We start from the raw sequence: 19,736 nt of genomic DNA on the forward strand, positions 1-19,736 counted from the left end.
GCTACTGCGGTTCCGTGGTGAGGTAGTACTCGAGCACGGGCCCGACCCACCGCATCAGCTGTTCGTGCGTCATGTCCGCGAGGGGCGGCACCCGAAGTACGTAGCGGGAGAAGGCGAGTCCGAGGACCTGCGAGCCGACGAGGGCCGCGCGCTCGTCGGCGTGATCGGCCGCGACGGCTGTGAGCGCGGGCGCCACCTGGCGGGCGAAGACCTGCAACATCGCCTCGGCGGCCCGCGGGCTGCTGGCCGCCGCGCGGAGAAGGGGGAGGAACGCGCCGTCGTTCTCCCACACCGCGAAGAAGCGCGGCATCAGCACGGTCGCGAGTTCCTGCACCGGAACGTCGTGGAGATCGGGGAGGTGCAGGTCGAATTCGGCGGCCTCGGCGAACAGTGATTCCTTGTTGGTGAAGTACCGGACCACGAGTGCGGGGTCGACGCCGACGTCCGACGCGACGGCGCGCATCGTCGTGCGGTCGTAGCCGTTCGTGCCGAATCGGGCACGGGCCGCGTCGAGGATCGCGGCGCGGGTGGCGACGGCGGAGCGGGCGCGGCGTTCGGGCATTCCCGAAGTGTAGTCAACAACTGTTGACCTGGCGCAGAGGTGCGTCTACCGTCGAAGTCAACAGTTGTTGACTTGATGGGAATCCCTCGATCGGAGGCGGGCGTCATGAAGCACATCGACGTGGTGGTGATCGGCGCGGGACCCACCGGATGCATGCTCGGGGCCGAGTTGGCGACGGCGGGCCGATCCGTGACGGTGCTCGACAAACGCGCCGCTCCGTCGACCCTCAGCCGCGCATTCGGCGTCCACGCCCGCACTCTCGAACTGCTCGATGCCCGCGGACTCGCCGACCGTCTCGTGGCCACCGGCGCCCCCTCGCCCGGTCTGAAACTGTGGCGCGGCGCGGCGCTGAACCTCGGGCGCCTGCGGTCCCGCTTCCCGTACGTCCTCGTCACCCCGCAGCAGAACGTCGACACCCTCCTCGAGGCGCACGCCCGGGAGCGCGGCGCCGACTTCGTCCGGGGATTCACGGTCACCGGGGTGGAGCAGGACGGGGACGGCGTCCGCGTGCACGGCCACGACGGATCGGGACGCGACGGCACGTTCCACGCGGCGTATGCGGTCGGTGCGGACGGCGCACACAGCGTCGTGCGGACGATGATCGGGCAATCGTTCCCCGGCAAGGCCGTGCTGCGGTCGATCATGCTCGCCGACGTCGAACTCGAGAACCCACCGGACAACCTCGTGACCGTCAATGCCGTCCGCGACGGATTCGCCTTCATCGCACCGTACGGCGACAACCTGTTTCGCGTGATCGCGTGGAACCGAAGGCATCAGGTGGACGACAGCGCCCCCGTGGACCGGGAGGAACTGCGCAGCACCATCCGGATCGCGATGGGCACGGACTATGGACTCGGCGCCGTGCGGTGGCAGTCGCGATTCCACAGCGACGAACGGCAGGTCCCGCAGTACCGGACGGGCCGGGTGTTCCTCGCAGGCGATGCCGCCCACGTGCATTCACCGGCGGGCGGCCAGGGAATGAACACCGGCATTCAGGACGCGATGAATCTCGGCTGGAAACTCGCGGCCGTCCTGGGCGGCGCGGACGACACCGTGCTCGACACCTACCACTCCGAGCGGCACCCGGTGGGGCGGCTGGTGCTGCGGTCGAGCGGTGCCACGATGCGCATGATGACCGTGCGGCCGTGGATTCTGCGGAAGCTCCGGAACGGCGCGGTGGCAGCGCTTCTCGGATTCCCGCCGATCGGCGACACGGTGGCGCGGATGTTCTCGGGCATCGGAATCGGCTACGACCATGATTCCGGCCAGAGCGCCCTGGTGGGCCGGCGCGCCGAAGACCTGCCCACCGATGCCGGCCGACTCTACGAGGTGTTGCGCTCGGGCGGGTTCGTCCTGGTCACCGAGCCGGAGGCGCCCGTTCCCGACGGCATTCACGCGGTGACCCGGACCGCGGACGGACCGGCACTGCTCGTCCGTCCCGACGGCTACATCGCGTGGGCGGGCGACAGCGCGTCCGGACTGTGGCGCGGCGCCCTGGACCGGTGGACCGCCCGCACCGCGGCCTCGGCCGGGCCGGTCAGCCCGTGACGTCCGGCCGGCTGTTGAACGCCTGCGCCCGCAGGTCCCGCGCGAGATGGTCCCGCTGCTCGCGCACCAACCGGTGCAGCGCGGCGGGCGCATCGGCGTTGGCGTCCCGCCATCCGTCGGCCGCGTCGAGGCTCGTGTCGGCGGGGAACAGCCCGACCACGATCCGCCGCGCGATCTCGATGCTGCGCGTCTCCCACACCGAGCGGATCGACGCGAAGTAGTCGGCGGCGTATCCCGCGACGAGGTCGTGCCGGGCGCCTGCGCGGAACCCGGCGATGATCGCGCCGAGGTGGTCGTTGGACAGGGTGCGGTCGTGGAAGATCGCGTCCCAGGCCTTCGCCTTCACGTCCGGGGCAGGTCGCGAGTACGTCGCACGCAGGTACGCGGTGCGGCCGGAACCGGTGTCGTCGCGGCGCAGTTCACCGTCGAGGTCCGCCATGTCGGCGTGCCCGGTGGTGGCCAGCGCGCCCCTCAGCGCCCACCGAAGGTCCGGGTCGAGCGACAACCCGGCCGGCGCCTTGCCGTCGGTGTCGAGCAGCGACCGGATGTCGTCCGCGCGACTGTCGTCCACCTCGGCGGCGGCCGCCACCGCGCGTGCCCAGGCGAGTTGGCTCCCCGACGCAGGCGGCGCGTCCCACAACGCACGCCACGTGTGGTCGAGCCACCCGCGGCGAGCGGCGCCGCGCGCGGCCTCGGGCAGGTAGTGCTCGATCGCGTACGGGGCGTTGGCCAGCACGGAGGTGAGCAGGGTCAGGTGCGACTCCGCCGGGGAGAACCGCTGGGCCATCGACAGGTACCGCTGCGCGCCGAGTTCACTGTCGCGGGTCGTGTTCCACAGCGACGACCAGATCAGGCCGCGCGTCAGCGGGTCCCGCACCCGGTCGAGGGACTGCTCGACGGTGCTCAGCGATCGTTCGTCCAGCCGCACCTTCGCGTACGTCAGGTCGGCGTCGTTGAGCACCATGAGCGGTGCGTCGTCGACGTCGATCGGGGTGCGGGCGTCCGCGAGGTCGACCTCGACCCGCTGCACGCACACCAGATCGCCGGCCGCGTCGAAGTCGTAGCGGCCCACGCCGAGCCGATGTGGGCGCGGATCGGTCTGCACGATCGTGGCTCCGCCGTCGGCGTCCCGTTCCAGGCTCAGCGCGGACACCCCGGTGGTCTGCAACCAGGCGCGCGCCCAGCTCGTCAGATCCCGGCCCGACGTCGCCGACAGTTCCGTCAGCAGATCCGTGAGGGTGGTGTTCCCGAACGCGTGGGCACGGAAGTAGCGGCGCGCCCCCTCGAAGAACGCGTCCCGTCCGGCGTACGCGACGAGTTGCTTGAGGACGCTGGCGCCCTTCGCGTACGTGATGCCGTCGAAGTTCAGTTTCGCGGCCTCGAGGTCGACGATGTCCGCGACGATCGGATGCGTCGTCGGCAACTGGTCCTGCAGGTACGCCCACGCCTTGCGGCGGTTGGCGAACGCCACCCACGCGTCGGTCCACCGGGTGGCCTCCGCGTTCGCCAGTGCGCCCATGTAGTCGGCAAACGATTCCTTGAGCCACAGGTCGTCCCACCACACCATCGTCACGAGGTCGCCGAACCACATGTGGGCCATCTCGTGCAGGATCGTGTTCGCCCGGCCCTCGTACTGGGAATCGGTGGCGGCCCCGCGGAACACGTACGCCTCGGTGAACGTCACGCAGCCCGGGTTCTCCATGGCCCCGAGGTTGTACTCGGGGACGAACACCTGGTCGTACTTGCCGAACGGGTACGGGTAGTCGAAGCCCTCGGCGAAGAACCCCAGCCCCTGCCGGGTGATCTCGAAGATCGTGTCGGCGTCGAGATACTGCGCGAGCGACGCCCGGCAGAGGACGCCCAGCGGGATCGTGAGGTCGCCGCCGCTCCACTCCGAGTCCACCCGGTGGTACGGCCCGGCCACGACCGCGGTGATGTACGTGGAGATCGGCAGGGTCGGCGCGAACGTGACGACCTGCCCGCCTGCGGTGTCGTCCCGCTCGGCGACCTGCTGGTTGGAGATCACCTCCCACTCCTGCGGCGCGGTGACGACGCACGTGAACGGCGCCTTCAGGTCCGGCTGCTCGAAGCACGCGAACACCCGCCGCGCGTCCGCCGGTTCGTACTGTGTGTAGAGGTACGTCCGGCCGTCGGCCGGGTCGAGGAACCGGTGCAGTCCCTCACCGGAACGGCTGTACTCGCCCCGGGCGGCGACGGTCACGACGTTCGACTCCCGCAGCCCGGTCAACGCGATGCGGGCGCCGTCGTAGTCGACAGGGACGCTCGCGCCGTTGACGGTCACCGACTCCACGCCGGCCCCGAGGAAGTCGAGCCAGGTCGTGGACGTGCGCGCGGTGAACTCGACGGTGGTCGTGGTCGCGAACGTCGCGACCTCCGGATCGACGGCGCCGAGGATGTCCAGTTCCACTCGATAGCCGAGAACCTCGATCGCGCGGGAACGTTCGGCGGTTTCGGCTCGGGTCAGGTTCGCGGTGCTCACGGGTCGATCCTGCCAGCCGGGCCCGTCGTCCGTGCCGCTACCGGTTGCTCAGCACGGATCCGACGCCCGCCGCGACGACGAGCGCGATCGCGGCGAGCGACTGCAGTCCGAGGACCTGCCCGAGCACGATCACCCCGGCGAGGGTCGCGGCCGCGGGTTCCAGCGCGATGAGAACGGCGAACACCTTCTTGCTCATCACCTGCAGCGCCCGCAGTTCGAGCGAGTAGGGAATCACCGAGGACAGCAGGGCCACCGCCGCGCCGACGGCCAGGGTCCGGGGGTCGAACAGTGCGGTGCCGCCCGATACCGCGCCGAGCGGAATCGTCAGCACCGCTGCGACGATGCTCGCCCCGGCCAGGCCGTCCGCGCTGGGTACCCTCGCGGCGAGGTGGGAGCCGGCGACGATGTAGCCGGCCCAGGCCGTACCGGCGACGAGTGCGAACCCCACCCCCACGAGGTCGAGAGACTCGGCGCCCGAGTTCTCGCGCAGACCGAGCAGAACCACGCCGATCAGCGCCGCGAGCACCCACACGCCGTCCTGCAGTCGCCGCGACAGCACGGCGGCGAGGGTGAGCGGACCCAGGAATTCGATGGTGACCGCGGTGCCGAGCGGGAGCCGCGCGAGGGCCTCGTAGAACGCCGAGTTCATCACGGCGAGTGCCAGTCCGAGTGCGAGAACACCTTGCCGCTGCGAGTGTGTCCACCGTCGCCACCGTGGTCGCACGATCACCCCGAGGATGATCGCCGCGATCGTCAGGCGCAGGGACACGGCGCCGCCTGCGCCGACCGCGTCGAACAGGGTGCTCGCGAACGCGGCACCGAACTGGACGGACAGCACCGACCCGAGGACCGAGACGACGGGCAGGAGTTGACTGCGCGGCTCGGCTGTCACGGGTGTGCGCTGCCCGGGGTCACCGGCCGGTGAAGTTCGGAGTGCGGCGGTCGAGCATCGCGCCGACGGCCTCGTGATGGTCCTCGGTGTGGTGGGCGAGCGACTGCATGGCCGCCGACAGTTCGAGGAGGCTCTCGAGGCTCTGGTGACGGCCCTCGCGCAGCAGTTTCTTGGTCATCCGCAGGACCTGCGGCGGGTTGACCGCCACCCGGTCGGCGAGCGCTCGCGCCGCGTCGAGGAGTTCCCCGGGTTCGACGACCTGCGAGACGAGTCCCCATTCGAGGGCTTTCGCCGCGTCGATCGCGTCGCCGGTGAAGGCCATCTCGCTGGCCCGGGCCATCCCGACGGCCTGCGGAAGGAACCAGGCGCCGCCGTCGCCGGGAACGAGTCCGACCTTGACGAAGCTCTCGGCGAACACGGCGGCCGTCGAGGCGATCCGCATGTCGCACATCAGCGTCAGGTCGCAGCCGGCGCCGATCGCGGGTCCGTTGACGGCGGCGATGGTCGGCACCTCGCAGTGGTAGAGGGCGAGCGGGATCCGCTGGATGCCGTGCCGGTAGCCCTGACGCAGGTCGGCGGGGGAGCCGCCGAACATTCCCGCGCGGTCGCGCATGTGTTTGACGTTGCCGCCGGAGGAGAACGCCGAGCCGGCACCGGTGACGATCGCGGCGCGCACACTGGGATCACCGTTGACGTCGGCCACCGCATTCTCGAGCGCCTCGATCACGTCCGGCTCGGAGATGGGATTGCGGGCCTCCGGGCGGTTGAGCGTCCAGGTGACGATGTCGCCTTCGCGGGTGGTGAGCACGGCGTCGGTCATGGACGACTCCCTCGGGTGTGAGCGCGGATTCGGGACCGTCCCAGTCTGTCATTGCGCTCAGATGCCGGTGCGCCGCACCAGTGCGTCGGTGGCGGACGGCGCGAACGTGCCGAGCACCCGGAACAGTTCGGCGTAACCGGGGAGCAGTTCGATCGGCCGGGTGCGCACAGCGGTGACGAACCATTCCGCCGCCTGTTCGGGAGTCAGTGCCGCCATCGCGTCGTAGTCCGTGGTGGGCGCGATCATCGGCGTCCGGACCAACGGGAAGTCGAGGGTGGTCACCGAGATCCCGCGGTCGCGCAGTTCGGCGCCGAGGCTCCGGCCGAACGCGCCGACGGCCGCCTTGGACGCGTGGTAGGCGGAGAACTTGGGCATGACCCCGGCCGGCACACCCCACGTCGCGACGTTGATGACGTGCCCCCCGCCGCGCTCGAGCATCGACGGGAGCAACTTCAGGGTCAGCCGCGTCGAGCCGAAGTAGTTGACGGCCATGGTGCGTTCGAAGTCGTGGAAGCGGTCCAGCGAGTCCTCCACGGTCCGCCGGATCGACCGTCCCGCGTTGTTGACGAGGACGTCGACGGGTCCGATCTCCCCAAGTACCCGTGCGACGAGGGCGTCGACGGACTCCGGGTCGGTGAGGTCGCACGGGACGGCGTGGGCGTCGCAACCCGATCGCAGGATGTCGTCGCGTACGGACTCCAGGGCGTCGGAGCCGCGGGCGACGAGGACGACCTCCGCGCCGAGGGTCGCGAGCCTGCGGGCGGCCGCTTCGCCGACTCCCGAGGAACCGCCGGTGACGAGGATCCGCTTCCCGGCGACGGTGTGGCCGGTTCCCGGGACCAGTCGGGCTGCCAGGGTGCGCGGGGTAGGGAGTGGGTTGAGCGCGGCCTGGGTGAGCATCTGTCGGATCACGTGACCAGGATGTCAGCTCGCCGAGCGAATTGCAGCCGAATAACAATCAATCGTGCTTGCTTTTTTATCGGGCCGGTGTGATGCTGGTCGCATGGCTGAACTGCAGAGGTTCATCGATGATCTGTGCGCCGAGAGCGACTCCCTGGACGCACTCGTCGCCGACCTCCCCGACACCCGCTGGGCCGATCCGACACCGGCCGAGGGCTGGACCATCGCCCACCAGATCGGGCATCTGCTGTGGACCGACGAGGCCGCCCTCCTCGCGATCACCGACCCCGACGGCTTCACCGCACAACTGACCGTCGCCGCCGCGAACCCCGGAGGATTCGTCGACGCCGGCGCCGCCGAACACGCCCGGCGCGCGCCCGCGGAACTCCTGGCGGCGTGGCGTTCGGCGCGGACTCGGCTCGCGGAGGCACTCCTGGCGGTACCGCCCGGGCAGAAGATCCTCTGGTACGGCCCGCCGATGAAGGCGGCGTCCATGGCCACCGCCCGGCTGATGGAAACCTGGGCGCACGGCCAGGACGTCGCCGACGCACTCGGAGTGCCCCGCAAACCCACCGAACGGGTGAAGAGCATCGCCCACCTCGGCGTACGCACCCGCGACTTCGCCTACGCCGTCAACGAACTCGCCCCGCCCGCCGAGGAATTCCGCGTCGAACTCACCGCCCCCGACGGAGTGTCCGTCTGGACGTGGGGTCCCGAGGACGCCGCGCAGAAGGTCACCGGACCCGCGGAAGACTTCTGCCTCCTCGTCACCCAGCGCGCGAACCGTGCCGACCTCGCCCTCGAAGCCACCGGCGCGGACGCCGACGCGTGGCTGAACATCGCGCAGGCCTTCGCGGGCCCGGCGGGCGGCGGCCGCGAGGCGGGAACCCGATGACCGTGCGGATCGGCAACTGCTCCGGCTTCTACGGCGACCGCCTGTCGGCGATGCGCGAGATGCTCGAGGGCGGCGAACTCGACTACCTGACCGGCGACTACCTTGCCGAACTGACCATGCTGATCCTCGGCCGCGATCGCATGAAGGACCCGAACCGCGGTTACGCCAAGACATTCCTCCGTCAGGCGGAGGACTGCCTCGGGCTCGCCCTGGACCGTGGTGTGCGCATCGTCGCGAACGCGGGCGGGCTCAACCCGGCCGGTCTCGCGGACGCGTTGCGGGAGGTGAACGACAAGCTGGGGCTGCAGGCGAAGATCGCCCACGTCGAAGGCGACGACCTGATCGGCAGGGCAGCCGAACTGGGGCTGGGCAGCCCGCTCACCGCCAACGCCTACCTCGGCGCGTGGGGCATCGTCCGCTGCCTGGACGCCGGCGCCGACGTGGTCGTCACCGGACGCGTCACCGACGCGTCCGTGATCGTGGGCCCGGCGGCCGCGCACTTCGGCTGGCAGCGAGACGATGTCGATCAGCTCGCCGGCGCCGTGGTCGCGGGACACGTCATCGAGTGCGGCACCCAGGCGACGGGCGGCAACTACGCGTTCTTCACCGAGATCGACGACCTCGACCGCCCCGGGTTCCCGATCGCCGAGATCGACTCGGACGGATCGTCCGTCATCACCAAGCACCCCGGCACGGGCGGCGCCGTCACCGTCGGCACCGTCACCGCGCAGTTGCTGTACGAGATCACCGGCGGCCGGTACGCCGGACCCGACGTGACCGCGCGGATCGACACCGCCGCGTTGTCGCAGGACGGCCCGGACCGGGTGCGGATCAGCGGTGTCACCGGGGAGGCTCCGCCGCCGCAGCTCAAGGTGTCGCTGAACACCCTCGCCGGTTTCCGCAACGAGGCCGTGTTCGTGCTCACCGGCCTCGACATCGACGCCAAGGCGGCACTGGTGAAGCGGCAACTCGAAGGCTGGCTGCCCACCCGGCCCGCCGAGCTCGACTGGTCGCTCGCCCGCACCGACCACCCGGACGCCGACACCGAGGAGGCGGCCAGCGCGCTGCTGCGCTGCGTGGTCCGGGACCCCGACGCGAACGCGGTCGGTCGCGGATTCTCCTCGGTCGCAGTCGAAATGGCGCTCGCCAGCTATCCCGGATTCACGCTGACGGCGCCACCCGGGCAGGGGCAGCCTTACGGCGTGTTCACCCCTGGCTACGTGTACGCCAAGGAGGTGCCGCACGTCGCGGTGCTACCCGACGGCACCCGCGTCGACATCGAACCCGCCACCGACGTCCGGGAACTCGCGGACCTCGACGAGCCCGCGCTCCCGGAGCCGCGGGCGGCGGAACCCACGGTCCGGGTCGCGCTCGGCAGCATCGCCGGGGCGCGCAGCGGCGACAAGGGCGGCAACGCGAACGTCGGCGTGTGGGTGCGCACCGACGAGCAGTGGCGATGGCTGGTCCATGCGCTGACCGTCGACGAAGTGAAGCGCCTGCTCCCCGAGGCCGCCGATCTCACCGTCACGAGGTACGTGCTGCCGCAACTGCGCGCCGTCAACTTCGTGATCGAGGGAATCCTCGGGCAGGGCGTCGCGTCCCAGGCCCGGTTCGACCCGCAGGCCAAGGGACTCGGCGAATGGCTCAGATCCCGGCACCTCGACATACCGAAAGCACTCCTCCCCGAAGGGACAACGTTGTGAGCGTGTGGGACACACCGGAGCGGCAGGAGCTGCGCAAGACGGTGCGCAGCTTCGTCGAACGGCAGATATTGCCCAACCTGGACGAGTGGGAACGCGACGGCGAACTGCCCCGCACTCTCCACCGTGAGGCCGCCGAACTGGGACTGCTCGGCGCGGGCTTCCCCGAATCCGTCGGCGGCGAGGGCGGCGACCTCGTCGACGCGGTCCTGATCTGCGAGGAATTCCACCAGGCGGGTGCGTCGGGTGGCGTGTTCGCGTCGCTGTTCACGTCGGGAATCGCGTTGCCGCACCTCGCCGCCGCGGGCGATCCCGAGCAGATCGAGAAGTGGGTTCGGCCCACCCTGCGCGGGGAACTCATCGGCTCGCTCGCCATCACCGAACCCGGCGGCGGTTCCGATGTCGGGCACCTGCGGACCACCGCGGTCCGCGACGGCGACCACTTCGTCGTCAACGGGTCCAAGACATTCATCACGTCCGCCGTCCGCGCCGACTTCGTGGTCACCGCCGTGCGCACCGGCGGCCCCGGCGCGTCCGGGGTCTCCCTGCTCGTGATCGAAAAGGGCACACCCGGATTCGAGGTGGCACGCAAACTCGACAAGATGGGCTGGCGCGCGTCGGACACGGCCGAACTGTCGTTCGCCGACGCACGGGTGCCCGCGGCCAACCTGGTCGGCGTGGAGAACAGCGGGTTCGCGCAGATCGCGCAGGCCTTCCTCACCGAGCGCATCGCCCTCGCCGCGCAGGCCTATGCGAGCGCGCAGCGGTGCCTCGACCTCACGCTGGCGTGGGTGCGCGACCGGGAGACGTTCGGCCGCCCGCTGATCAGCAGGCAGTCGGTGCAGAACACGGTCACCGAGATGGCCCGCAGAACGGACGTGGCCCGCGTCTACACGAGGGCGCTGGTGGAGCGGTCGCTCGTGTCGAACGAGGACTTCATCGCCGAGGTCTGTTTCGCGAAGAACACCGCCGTCGAGGCGGGCGAATGGGTGGCCAACCAGGCCGTCCAGCTGTTCGGCGGACTCGGCTACATGCGCGAGAGCGAAGTGGAACGGCAGTACCGCGACATGCGCATCCTCGGGATCGGCGGCGGCACCACCGAGATCCTGACGGGGCTCGCGGCCAAGCGATTGGGGTATCAGTCATGACCACGTTGAAATCCGCCCTGGACACCGGTTCGGAGGAGTACGCCGCGGCGGCCCGGACCATGACGGAAAAGCTCGCCGAGATCGAGACCGAGCACGCCAAGGCGCTCGCGGGCGGCGGCGAGAAGTACACCGAGCGGCACAAGAAGCGCGGCAAACTCCTCGCCAGGGAGCGCATCGAACTGCTCCTCGACCCGGACTCGCCGTTCCTCGAACTGTGCCCGCTCGCGGCGTGGGGCAGCGACTTCCCGGTCGGCGCCAGCACCGTGGTGGGCATCGGCGTCGTGGAAAGCGTCGAATGCCTGATCGTCGCCAACGACCCGACGGTCCGCGGCGGCACCAGCAACCCGTGGACATTGCGGAAGGGATTCCGCGCCAACGACATCGCCCGGCAGAACCGGCTCCCCGTCATCTCCCTCGTGGAATCCGGCGGCGCCGACCTTCCCACACAGAAGGAAGTCTTCATTCCCGGCGGCCGTATGTTCCGCGACCTCACCCAACTGTCCGCGGCGGGCATCCCGACCATCGCCCTCGTTTTCGGCAATTCCACGGCCGGCGGCGCGTACATCCCCGGCATGTCCGATCACGTCGTCATGATCAAGGAACGGTCCAAGGTGTTCCTCGCGGGGCCGCCGCTGGTCAAGATGGCCACCGGGGAGGAATCCGACGACGAAACCCTGGGCGGCGCCGAGATGCACGCCCGCAAGTCCGGTCTCGCCGACTACTTCGCCGTCGACGAGCAGGACGCCATCCGGATCGGGCGCAGCATCGTCAAACGCCTGAACTGGAAGAAGCAGGGTCCGGCTCCGCGCGCGGAGGTCATCGAGCCGCTCGAGGATCCCGAGGAACTGTTGGGCATCGTCCCCGCCGACCTCAAGATCCCGTTCGACCCCCGCGAGGTCATCGCCCGAATCGTCGACGGCTCCGACTTCGACGAGTTCAAGCCGATGTACGGATCGTCCCTCGTCACCGGCTGGGCCGAACTGCACGGATATCCGGTGGGCATCCTCGCCAACGCGCGCGGCGTGCTGTTCAGCGAGGAATCGCAGAAGGCCACCCAGTTCATCCAGCTGGCCAACCGCTCGAACACCCCACTGCTGTTCCTGCACAACACGACCGGCTACATGGTCGGCAAGGAGTACGAGGAAGGCGGGATGATCAAGCACGGGTCGATGATGATCAACGCCGTCTCCAACTCCACCGTCCCGCACATCTCGATCCTGCTCGGCGCGTCGTACGGCGCCGGCCACTACGGCATGTGCGGACGCGCGTTCGACCCCCGATTCCTGTTCGCCTGGCCGAGTTCCAAATCCGCCGTCATGGGCGGCGCGCAACTGGCCGGGGTCATCTCCATTGTCAGCCGGGCCTCCGCCGAGGCGCGGGGGCAGGCGTTCGACGAAGAAGCCGACGCCGGGATGCGCGCGATGATCGAAAACCAGATCGAGGCCGAATCGGTGCCGATGTTCCTGTCCGGTCGCCTCTACGACGACGGCGTCATCGACCCGCGCGACACCCGCACCGTGGTGGGAATGTGCCTGTCGGCCATTGCCAACGCCCCGATCGAAGGCGCCGAGAACTTCGGCGTCTTCCGGATGTGAGGCACGAACATGATCCAGTCCGTACTGGTCGCCAACCGCGGCGAGATCGCCCGCCGCATCTTCGCCACCTGCCGACGCTCAGGCATCGGGACCGTTGCGGTGTTCTCGGACGCCGACGCACTCAGTCCGCACGTCGCCGAGGCCGACGCCGCGGTCCGGTTGCCGGGCAACAGTCCCGCCGACACCTACCTGCGCGGTGACCTCGTCATCGAGGCGGCGCTTCTCGCGGGTGCCGACGCCATCCACCCGGGCTACGGGTTCCTGTCCGAGAACGCGGAATTCGCGCGCGCCGTCCACGCTGCGGGCCTGACGTGGATCGGACCGCCCGCGCCTGCCATCGAGATGATGGGTTCCAAGGTCGAGTCCAAGAAGTTGATGGCCGCCGCCGGGGTCCCGGTGCTCGCCGAACTCGATCCGAACGCCGTCACCGCAGCCGATCTGCCGGTGCTCGTCAAGGCATCCGCGGGCGGCGGCGGACGCGGCATGCGCGTGGTGCGTGAACTCGCGGACCTTCCGGAACAGCTGGAAGGTGCTCGGCGCGAAGCGCAATCGGCGTTCGGTGACCCGACCGTGTTCTGCGAGCGCTATCTCGAGACGGGCAGGCACATCGAGGTCCAGGTGATGGCCGACCGGCACGGAACGGTGTGGGCGGTCGGGGAGCGTGAGTGCTCCATCCAGCGCCGGCACCAGAAGGTGGTGGAGGAGGCGCCGTCGCCGCTGGTCGAGGCCGTTCCTGGAATGCGAGAGCGGCTGTTCGAGGCCGCCCGGCTCGCGGCGAAGGCCATCGACTACGAGGGGGCGGGGACGGTCGAGTTCCTGGCGACCGGTCGAGCGGAGCGAGGGGAAGACGACACCGGAGGAGATCGCGGAGACTTTTTCTTTCTGGAGATGAATACCCGGCTGCAGGTGGAGCACCCGGTCACCGAATGCACCACCGGCCTCGACCTCGTAGACCTGCAATTGCAGGTTGCGTCGGGGCTGGCACTCGACGCGGACTCGCCCGCCGTGTCCGGTCATTCCATCGAGGTCCGGCTGTACGCCGAGGATCCCGCGCAGAACTGGCAGCCGCAGAGCGGACCGGTCCACCGTCTGGCGTTGCCGGGCAGTGCGGTCGAATTCGACGTTCTCCGCACACCGGGCATCCGCCTCGACTCCGGGGTGGTCGACGGGTCCACCGTCGGCGTGCACTATGACCCGATGCTGGCGAAGGTCATCTCGTTCGCGCCCACCCGGACCCAGGCGGCGACCAGGCTGGCGACCGCGCTGGGCCGCGCGCAGATCCACGGTCTGCGCACCAACCGCGGCCTCCTGGTCAACGTGCTCCGCCACCCGGCGTTCCTCGCGGGCGACACGGATACCGCCTTCTTCGACACCCACGGGCTGGACGTGCTCGCGCAGCCGCTGGCGTCGGCGGAGACCGAGCGACTGTCGGCGCTGGCCGCCGCCCTCGCCGACGCCGCGCACAACCGTGACGTCGCGACGGTCGATGCGACGCTCCCCAGCGGGTGGCGGAACCTGGCGTCCGCGCCGCAGTGCAAGACGTTCACCGGTACCGGCGGCGACGTCGAGATCCGGTACCTGCTCACCCGGTACGGGCTGAAGGCGGAGGGGTTCGACGACGTCGCGCTCGTGTCGGCGACGGCACGGCACGTCGCACTGGATGTGGCGGGGCTGCGCCGATCGTTCGCGGTGTCCCGGTACGGGGACGACGTCTTCGTCGATTCCGCCCTGGGGCCGGTGAGCCTGCACGCCGCACCGCGATTCACCGATCCGAGCGCCGTCGTCGCCGAGGGGTCGCTGCTCGCGCCGATGCCGGGTTCGGTCATCCGAGTCGGCGGCGCGGTCGGTGATGCGGTGACCGCCGGTCAGCCGATCGTCTGGCTCGAGGCGATGAAGATGGAACACACGATCAAGGCGCCGGCGTCCGGTGTCCTCACCGAACTTTCCGTGACCGTCGGCACGCAGGTCGACGTGGGAACGGTCCTGGCAGTCGTCGAAGCAGCGCAGGCAGAGGGAGAATCATGAGCTTCATCGAGACAGAAGAACAGAAGGAACTCCGCGCGTCCGTGTCGCGGCTCGGGGAGCGCTTCAACTACGTCGACTACGTGCTGCCGCGGGCGCGGCGCGGCGAACCGCTCACCGAATTGTGGAACGAGGCAGGCAAACTCGGCTTCCTCGGCGTCAACCTCCCCGAGGAATTCGGGGGCGGCGGCGCGGGTATCTACGAACTGGCACTCGTCCAGGAGGAACTCGCCGCCCACGGCGCGGGACTCCTGCTGGTGGTCGTCTCGCCTGCCATCTGCGGCACCATCATCGGCAAGTACGGCACGGCGGACCAGAAACAGAAATGGCTCCCCGGTCTCGCCGACGGCTCGAAGATCATGGCGTTCGGCATCACGGAGGCCGACGCGGGGTCCAACTCGCATCAGATCTCGACCACCGCGAGGCGGGACCGGTCGAGCGGAGCGAGGGGTGATGGGGGCGGTGAGGATTGGCTGCTGTCGGGGAACAAGATCTATATCTCCGGGGTCGACCAGGCGGACGCCGTGCTGATCGTCGCGCGCACCGAGGACTCCAGGACCGGCAAGCTGAAGCCCGCGCTGTTCATCGTCCCCACCGACGCCGAGAATTTCGTGAAGACGCCGATGGAGATGGACATCGTCGAGCCCGATCACCAGTTCATGCTGTTCCTCGACGACGTCCGGCTGCCCGCCGACGCGCTCGTCGGCGAGGCCGACGCGGCCCTGATGCAGCTGTTCGCGGGACTCAACCCCGAACGCATCCTCGGCGCGTCGATGGCGATCGGCATGGGCCGCTACGCGCTGGACGCCGCGGTGCGGTTCGCGAAGGAGCGCACGGTGTGGAAGGAGCCGATCGGCGCACATCAGGGCATCTCGCATCCGCTGGCGCAGATCAAGATCGAACTCGAACTGGCCAAGCTGATGATGCAGAAGGCCGCGGTCCTCTACGACAGCGGCGACGACTTCGGCGCGGCCGAGGCCGCGAACATGGCCAAGTACGCCGCGGCGGAGGCCAGCATCAAGGCGCTCGACCAGGCCGTCCAGACTCACGGCGGCGCCGGCCTGACCAAGGAATACGGTCTCGCGGCGATGCTCGGCGCGGCACGCATCGCCCGTGTCGCCCCGGTGAGCCGGGAAATGATCCTGAACTTCGTCTCCCAGCACTCGCTGGGGTTGCCGAAGTCGTACTGATGTCGAACGGACAGCACATGACCGACGTGGAAGCCGACCGGTACGTCCGGTACGAGGTGGATCGAGGGTTTGCCACCCTCACCCTCGATTCGCCCCACAACAGGAACGCGATCTCCGGCAGGCTCGTGGACGAACTGCTCCAGGGATTGCGGGACGCCGCCGCGGACAACGACGTCCGCGGCGTCGTCCTCACCCACACCGGCGGCACGTTCTGCGCCGGGGCGGATCTGAGCGAGACATCCGGCGACGTCGGCTTGCGCACCCGGCAGATGGCCGAACTGCTGCGCGCCATCGTCGAGTTGCCGAAACCGGTGATCGCCCGGATCGACGGTCACGTCCGGGCCGGGGGCATGGGGCTGGTCGGGGCGTGCGACCTCGCCGTCGCCGGGCCGCGCAGCACGTTCGCGCTGACCGAGGTCCGGCTCGGGCTTGCCGCGTCGATCATCTCGTTGACGGTGCTGCCCCGCATCGATTCGCGCGCCGCGAGCCGCTACCTGCTCACGGGCGAGAAGTTCGGCGCCCACGAGGCGGAGGCGATCGGGCTGATCAGTGAGTCCGCCGAGGATCCCGCGGACACCGTCGAGGCATTGCTGGACCAGTTGCGGCAGGCGTCGCCGCAGGGTCTGGCCGAATCGAAGACGTTGACGACCCGCGGTGTGCTCGCCGACTTCGACCGCTACACCGACGAGCTGACCGCCCAGTCGGCGAGGCTGTTCGAATCCGAGGAGGCGCGGGAAGGCATGATGGCGTTTCTGCAGAAGCGGCCGCCGAGATGGGCCTCCGGCCCTGTGCGTGGTTGACGAGTCTCAGGACTCGCCAGTCACGCACGGGCGCGCAGCGCGACGAGAGGAAGTGACACATGACCCGCGAACCGAAGCAGGACCGTAGCCGGGTCACCCGTGGGCATCTCCTCGAGGTCACCATCGACTGCCTCGCGGAATTGGGCTGGGGTGCGACGACGGTGAGCCTCGTCGCCCAGCGAGCAGGCGTGTCCCGCGGCGCGACCCAGCACCATTTCCCCACCCGCGAAGACCTCATCACCGCGGCGCTCGAGGTCATGTTCGACGCCCGGATGGAGCAGGCCCGGCGCGAGGCCACCGACCTGCCGACCGGGGAGGGACGCACCGAGGCGGTGGTGTCGCGGCTCGTCGACTACTACACCGGCACCTTGTTCAAGGCGGCGCTGCAGGTGTGGACGGCGGCCGCCGCCGACCCCGAACTCCGGGCCCGGATCGTGCCGCTCGAGGAACGGTTCGGCCGGGTCGCGCACCGCACCGCCGTCGAACACTTCGGGTTCGACGACGCTGATCCCGTCGCACACCGGCTCGTCCAGGCAACCCTCGATCTTGCCCGCGGACTCGGCCTGGCCGACGTGCTCACGGACGACTCCAAGAGGCGCGCAGAGATCGTGCGGCAGTGGGCTGCGCAGTTGGATGCGGCACTACCGCGGTGCGGTGAATCGGCAGAGCCGCGGTGCGGTGAATCGGCAGAGCCGCGGTGCGGTGAATCGGCAGAGCCGAGGCGCCTCGACGTGGCCGTTCTCGACTGACCGGGCAAAGATTGCGGGGATCGGTAGAGTCACCGACCATGGGCCGGAAATGGGGAGCGCTCGTCCTGATCACCGTCGCGGCCGGTCTGGCCGGCTGTGGGGGAGACGGCGACGATTCCGGTACCGCACCCGCCGCGCAGAACCTCCCACAGGTGACCGATCCGGGCCCGTTCTTCGGCCAGTGCGGCTCGGTCACCGACGACGAGGTCGCGAAGGCGTTCGGCATGCCGCCCTTTACCGGGGTGACGCGCAATTCCGTCGGCTGCGAGTGGGAAACCGCAGGGATAGGCGGTCCCAGCGTCACGTTCTCCTGGTACCGCGGCAGCCCGATCGGCCGCGAGCGGGCGGGTTCGGAGCTGATCGGCAGGCCGGCCACCGACATCGACGTCCAGGGACATCCCGGCTTCATCGCGTCGTCCGAAGGAATTCTGTGTGAACTCGGTGTGGAGTTCGGCGGTGACTTCGTGCACTGGTCGGTGATGTACGCGGACGCGCAACCCGCGGCCGATCCGTGCAAGGTGGCGCGCGACCTCGCCGAACTCAGCGTGTCGAGGGCCAAGTGAGCGGGGGAGTGATGGGCAGGCGGACGTGGCGCGCCGTGCGGGTGCTGACCGCGGCTACGGCGGTCGGGCTGATCGCGGGGTGCGGGTCGACGATCGAGGGTTCACCGACGGTGGAGGGTGCTTCTTCTTCGGGGGACACCGAACAGTTCACGGCCCTGCTCGAGGAGTGCAACGCGGTCGCCGACGAACAGATCGCGCAGACCGTCGGCGCCGACGCCATCCAACGGGGCTTCTTCGGCGCGATCTGCCGCTGGGACGCCGTCGGCGCCAACGGTCCCGTGAAGGTGACGTTCAACTGGTTCGAGACGGGTTCGCTCGACACGGAGAAGTCGACCGCGGAGAAGCTCGGCTACACGGTGGAAGCGTCCACCATCCAGGGGCGCAGGGCCGTCGTGATGCGTCCCCCCGGTGATCCGGGGGCGTGCGGAGTGACGGTCGGGTCGCCCTCCTCGGGCGTCGTCGGCTGGTGGGTACAGTTCCAGACGGGGGCGGCAGACCCGTGCCAGGCGGCATCGACGCTTGCGGATCTGACGCTCAATCTGAGTAGTTGATGTGCCCGTGTCCGTACCGACAGCTCCAAGTAGTACCGCCCATCGCAGGTCAGCCCTTACCATTGCCCGCCCACTTTGACCTTCCGGCGCGCCGCCGGGTATCGTTGTGGGTCGTGTCCGGCATGCCCGGGCCGATCTGTGTGCCTAGCGAGGTATTGCCGTGCGCGCGTTCGTGCAGATTTCTGCATGGAACGAGCATCCGGCTGCCTGTGTGGGGGTATGCGACACACCCGACCTCGGGTGCAGCTCGAGGTGCGGGTGAGGGGCAGCAGCTCTCTTGCCCCAACTGCTAGATCCCTAATTTCAGAACAGCCAAGGTTGCTTGTCCAGAGCAGTCTGTTCAACACGAAGAAAGCCGGTAAATGCCAACCATCAACCAGCTGGTCCGCAAGGGCCGCCGCGACAAGACCGCGAAGGTCAAGACGGCAGCCCTCAAGGGCAGCCCGCAGCGTCGTGGCGTGTGCACCCGCGTGTACACCACCACCCCGAAGAAGCCGAACTCGGCGCTCCGTAAGGTCGCGCGTGTGCGCTTGACCAGCTCCGTCGAGGTCACCGCTTACATCCCGGGCGAAGGCCACAACCTGCAGGAGCACTCGATGGTGCTCGTCCGCGGTGGTCGTGTGAAGGACCTCCCCGGTGTGCGCTACAAGATCATCCGCGGCTCCCTCGACACCCAGGGTGTCAAGGGCCGCAAGCAGGCCCGCAGCCGCTACGGCGCCAAGAAGGAGAAGAGCTAATGCCACGTAAGGGCCCCGCTCCGAAGCGTCCGCTCATCAACGACCCGGTCTACGGTTCGCCCCTGGTGACGCAGCTCGTCAACAAGATTCTCCTGGACGGCAAGAAGTCCACCGCCGAGCGCATCGTGTACGAAGCACTCGAGCAGGCGCGCGAGAAGACCGGCACCGATCCGGTCGTCACCCTCAAGCGCGCACTGGACAACGTCAAGCCTGCACTCGAGGTTCGCAGCCGCCGTGTCGGTGGCGCCACCTACCAGGTGCCGGTCGAGGTCCGTCCGGGCCGTTCCACCACCCTCGCGCTCCGCTGGCTCGTGACCTTCTCCCGGCAGCGTCGTGAGAAGACGATGGTCGAGCGTCTCGCCAACGAGCTCCTCGATGCCAGCAACGGCCTGGGTGCCGCGGTGAAGCGTCGCGAGGACACTCACAAGATGGCCGAAGCCAACAAGGCATTCGCCCACTACCGCTGGTGACGTCACGTCGGAGCAGTCACCTACCGTGACTGCTCCGGCGTCGTCGCACGTCGGGCCCCTACCGGGGACCGGCTGATCTACAACTCGAGACAAT

18 protein-coding genes are annotated in these 19,736 nt (G+C 69.3%); 13 read left to right on the forward strand and 5 right to left on the reverse strand.

The features are described 5' to 3' along the window. Position 1: 1 nt before the first annotated feature. Positions 2-562: a TetR/AcrR family transcriptional regulator gene (locus MLGJGCBP_RS24360; RefSeq protein WP_160098678.1), complete on the reverse strand. Its 561-nt coding sequence runs from the start codon at positions 560-562 to the stop codon at positions 2-4. Between the two features lie 105 nt (positions 563-667). Between MLGJGCBP_RS24360 and MLGJGCBP_RS24365 the strand changes: the two genes are divergently transcribed. Further along, positions 668-2,110: an FAD-dependent oxidoreductase gene (locus MLGJGCBP_RS24365; protein ID WP_160098680.1), complete on the forward strand. Its 1,443-nt coding sequence runs from the start codon at positions 668-670 to the stop codon at positions 2,108-2,110. Here the strand turns inward: MLGJGCBP_RS24365 and pepN are convergent. From pepN to MLGJGCBP_RS24385, 4 genes are read right to left on the reverse strand one after another with little or no spacing between them, the layout of a single operon-like run. After that, positions 2,100-4,610, reverse strand: a complete 2,511-nt coding sequence (pepN, locus tag MLGJGCBP_RS24370) for an aminopeptidase N (protein ID WP_160098682.1) — start codon at positions 4,608-4,610, stop codon at positions 2,100-2,102. The genes MLGJGCBP_RS24365 and pepN overlap by 11 nt on opposite strands. Before the next feature lie 37 nt (positions 4,611-4,647). Continuing rightward, entirely contained in the window at positions 4,648-5,502 is an 855-nt protein-coding gene (locus MLGJGCBP_RS24375; protein ID WP_160098684.1) for an EamA family transporter, read from the reverse strand. 19 nt (positions 5,503-5,521) lie between these two features. Beyond that, positions 5,522-6,322 carry a crotonase/enoyl-CoA hydratase family protein gene (locus MLGJGCBP_RS24380; RefSeq protein ID WP_160098686.1) on the reverse strand — a complete coding sequence of 267 codons (801 nt, stop codon included), beginning with the start codon at positions 6,320-6,322 and terminating at the stop codon, positions 5,522-5,524. Positions 6,323-6,379: 57 nt separating this feature from the next. Beyond that, positions 6,380-7,234, reverse strand: coding sequence for an SDR family oxidoreductase (locus tag MLGJGCBP_RS24385; protein ID WP_268960773.1), 855 nt, complete (start codon positions 7,232-7,234; stop codon positions 6,380-6,382). A gap of 91 nt (positions 7,235-7,325) precedes the next feature. On the opposite strand from MLGJGCBP_RS24385, the gene MLGJGCBP_RS24390 reads away from it, so the two are divergent. The 12 genes from MLGJGCBP_RS24390 to rpsG all read left to right on the forward strand — a co-directional run bounded on the left by MLGJGCBP_RS24390 (position 7,326) and on the right by rpsG (position 19,642). Continuing rightward, complete coding sequence (locus MLGJGCBP_RS24390; RefSeq protein WP_160098690.1) at positions 7,326-8,117, forward strand: TIGR03084 family metal-binding protein; 792 nt, start codon at positions 7,326-7,328, stop codon at positions 8,115-8,117. Continuing rightward, entirely contained in the window at positions 8,114-9,820 is a 1,707-nt protein-coding gene (locus MLGJGCBP_RS24395; protein ID WP_160098692.1) for an acyclic terpene utilization AtuA family protein, read from the forward strand. The genes MLGJGCBP_RS24390 and MLGJGCBP_RS24395 overlap by 4 nt, the downstream gene beginning before the upstream one ends. Beyond that, positions 9,817-10,965, forward strand: coding sequence for an acyl-CoA dehydrogenase family protein (locus MLGJGCBP_RS24400; RefSeq protein WP_160098694.1), 1,149 nt, complete (start codon positions 9,817-9,819; stop codon positions 10,963-10,965). The genes MLGJGCBP_RS24395 and MLGJGCBP_RS24400 overlap by 4 nt, the downstream gene beginning before the upstream one ends. Next, the gene (locus tag MLGJGCBP_RS24405) at positions 10,962-12,560 is read left to right on the forward strand and encodes an acyl-CoA carboxylase subunit beta (protein WP_160098696.1); all 1,599 of its coding nucleotides are present in this window, start codon (positions 10,962-10,964) and stop codon (positions 12,558-12,560) included. Before MLGJGCBP_RS24400 ends, MLGJGCBP_RS24405 begins: the two co-directional genes overlap by 4 nt. A gap of 9 nt (positions 12,561-12,569) precedes the next feature. Continuing rightward, positions 12,570-14,585 carry an acetyl/propionyl/methylcrotonyl-CoA carboxylase subunit alpha gene (locus MLGJGCBP_RS24410; RefSeq protein WP_160098698.1) on the forward strand — a complete coding sequence of 672 codons (2,016 nt, stop codon included), beginning with the start codon at positions 12,570-12,572 and terminating at the stop codon, positions 14,583-14,585. Beyond that, positions 14,582-15,772 (forward strand): acyl-CoA dehydrogenase family protein, encoded by a 1,191-nt coding sequence (locus MLGJGCBP_RS24415; RefSeq protein ID WP_160098700.1) that lies wholly within the window; start codon positions 14,582-14,584, stop codon positions 15,770-15,772. Before MLGJGCBP_RS24410 ends, MLGJGCBP_RS24415 begins: the two co-directional genes overlap by 4 nt. Next, entirely contained in the window at positions 15,772-16,572 is an 801-nt protein-coding gene (locus MLGJGCBP_RS24420; protein WP_160098702.1) for an enoyl-CoA hydratase family protein, read from the forward strand. Before MLGJGCBP_RS24415 ends, MLGJGCBP_RS24420 begins: the two co-directional genes overlap by 1 nt. Before the next feature lie 59 nt (positions 16,573-16,631). Further along, entirely contained in the window at positions 16,632-17,321 is a 690-nt protein-coding gene (locus MLGJGCBP_RS24425; protein ID WP_160098704.1) for a TetR/AcrR family transcriptional regulator, read from the forward strand. 38 nt (positions 17,322-17,359) lie between these two features. After that, the gene (locus MLGJGCBP_RS24430; protein ID WP_087557084.1) at positions 17,360-17,884 is read left to right on the forward strand and encodes a DUF3558 domain-containing protein; all 525 of its coding nucleotides are present in this window, start codon (positions 17,360-17,362) and stop codon (positions 17,882-17,884) included. Between the two features lie 11 nt (positions 17,885-17,895). Continuing rightward, positions 17,896-18,435: a DUF3558 domain-containing protein gene (locus MLGJGCBP_RS24435; RefSeq protein ID WP_160098710.1), complete on the forward strand. Its 540-nt coding sequence runs from the start codon at positions 17,896-17,898 to the stop codon at positions 18,433-18,435. 362 nt (positions 18,436-18,797) lie between these two features. Beyond that, complete coding sequence (gene rpsL / locus MLGJGCBP_RS24440; RefSeq protein ID WP_005252198.1) at positions 18,798-19,172, forward strand: 30S ribosomal protein S12; 375 nt, start codon at positions 18,798-18,800, stop codon at positions 19,170-19,172. After that, entirely contained in the window at positions 19,172-19,642 is a 471-nt protein-coding gene (rpsG, locus tag MLGJGCBP_RS24445; RefSeq protein WP_005252199.1) for a 30S ribosomal protein S7, read from the forward strand. Before rpsL ends, rpsG begins: the two co-directional genes overlap by 1 nt. Positions 19,643-19,736 lie beyond the last annotated feature (94 nt).

The organism is Rhodococcus sp. T7 (assembly GCF_009872365.1).
Lineage (GTDB): Bacteria > Actinomycetota > Actinomycetes > Mycobacteriales > Mycobacteriaceae > Rhodococcus_F.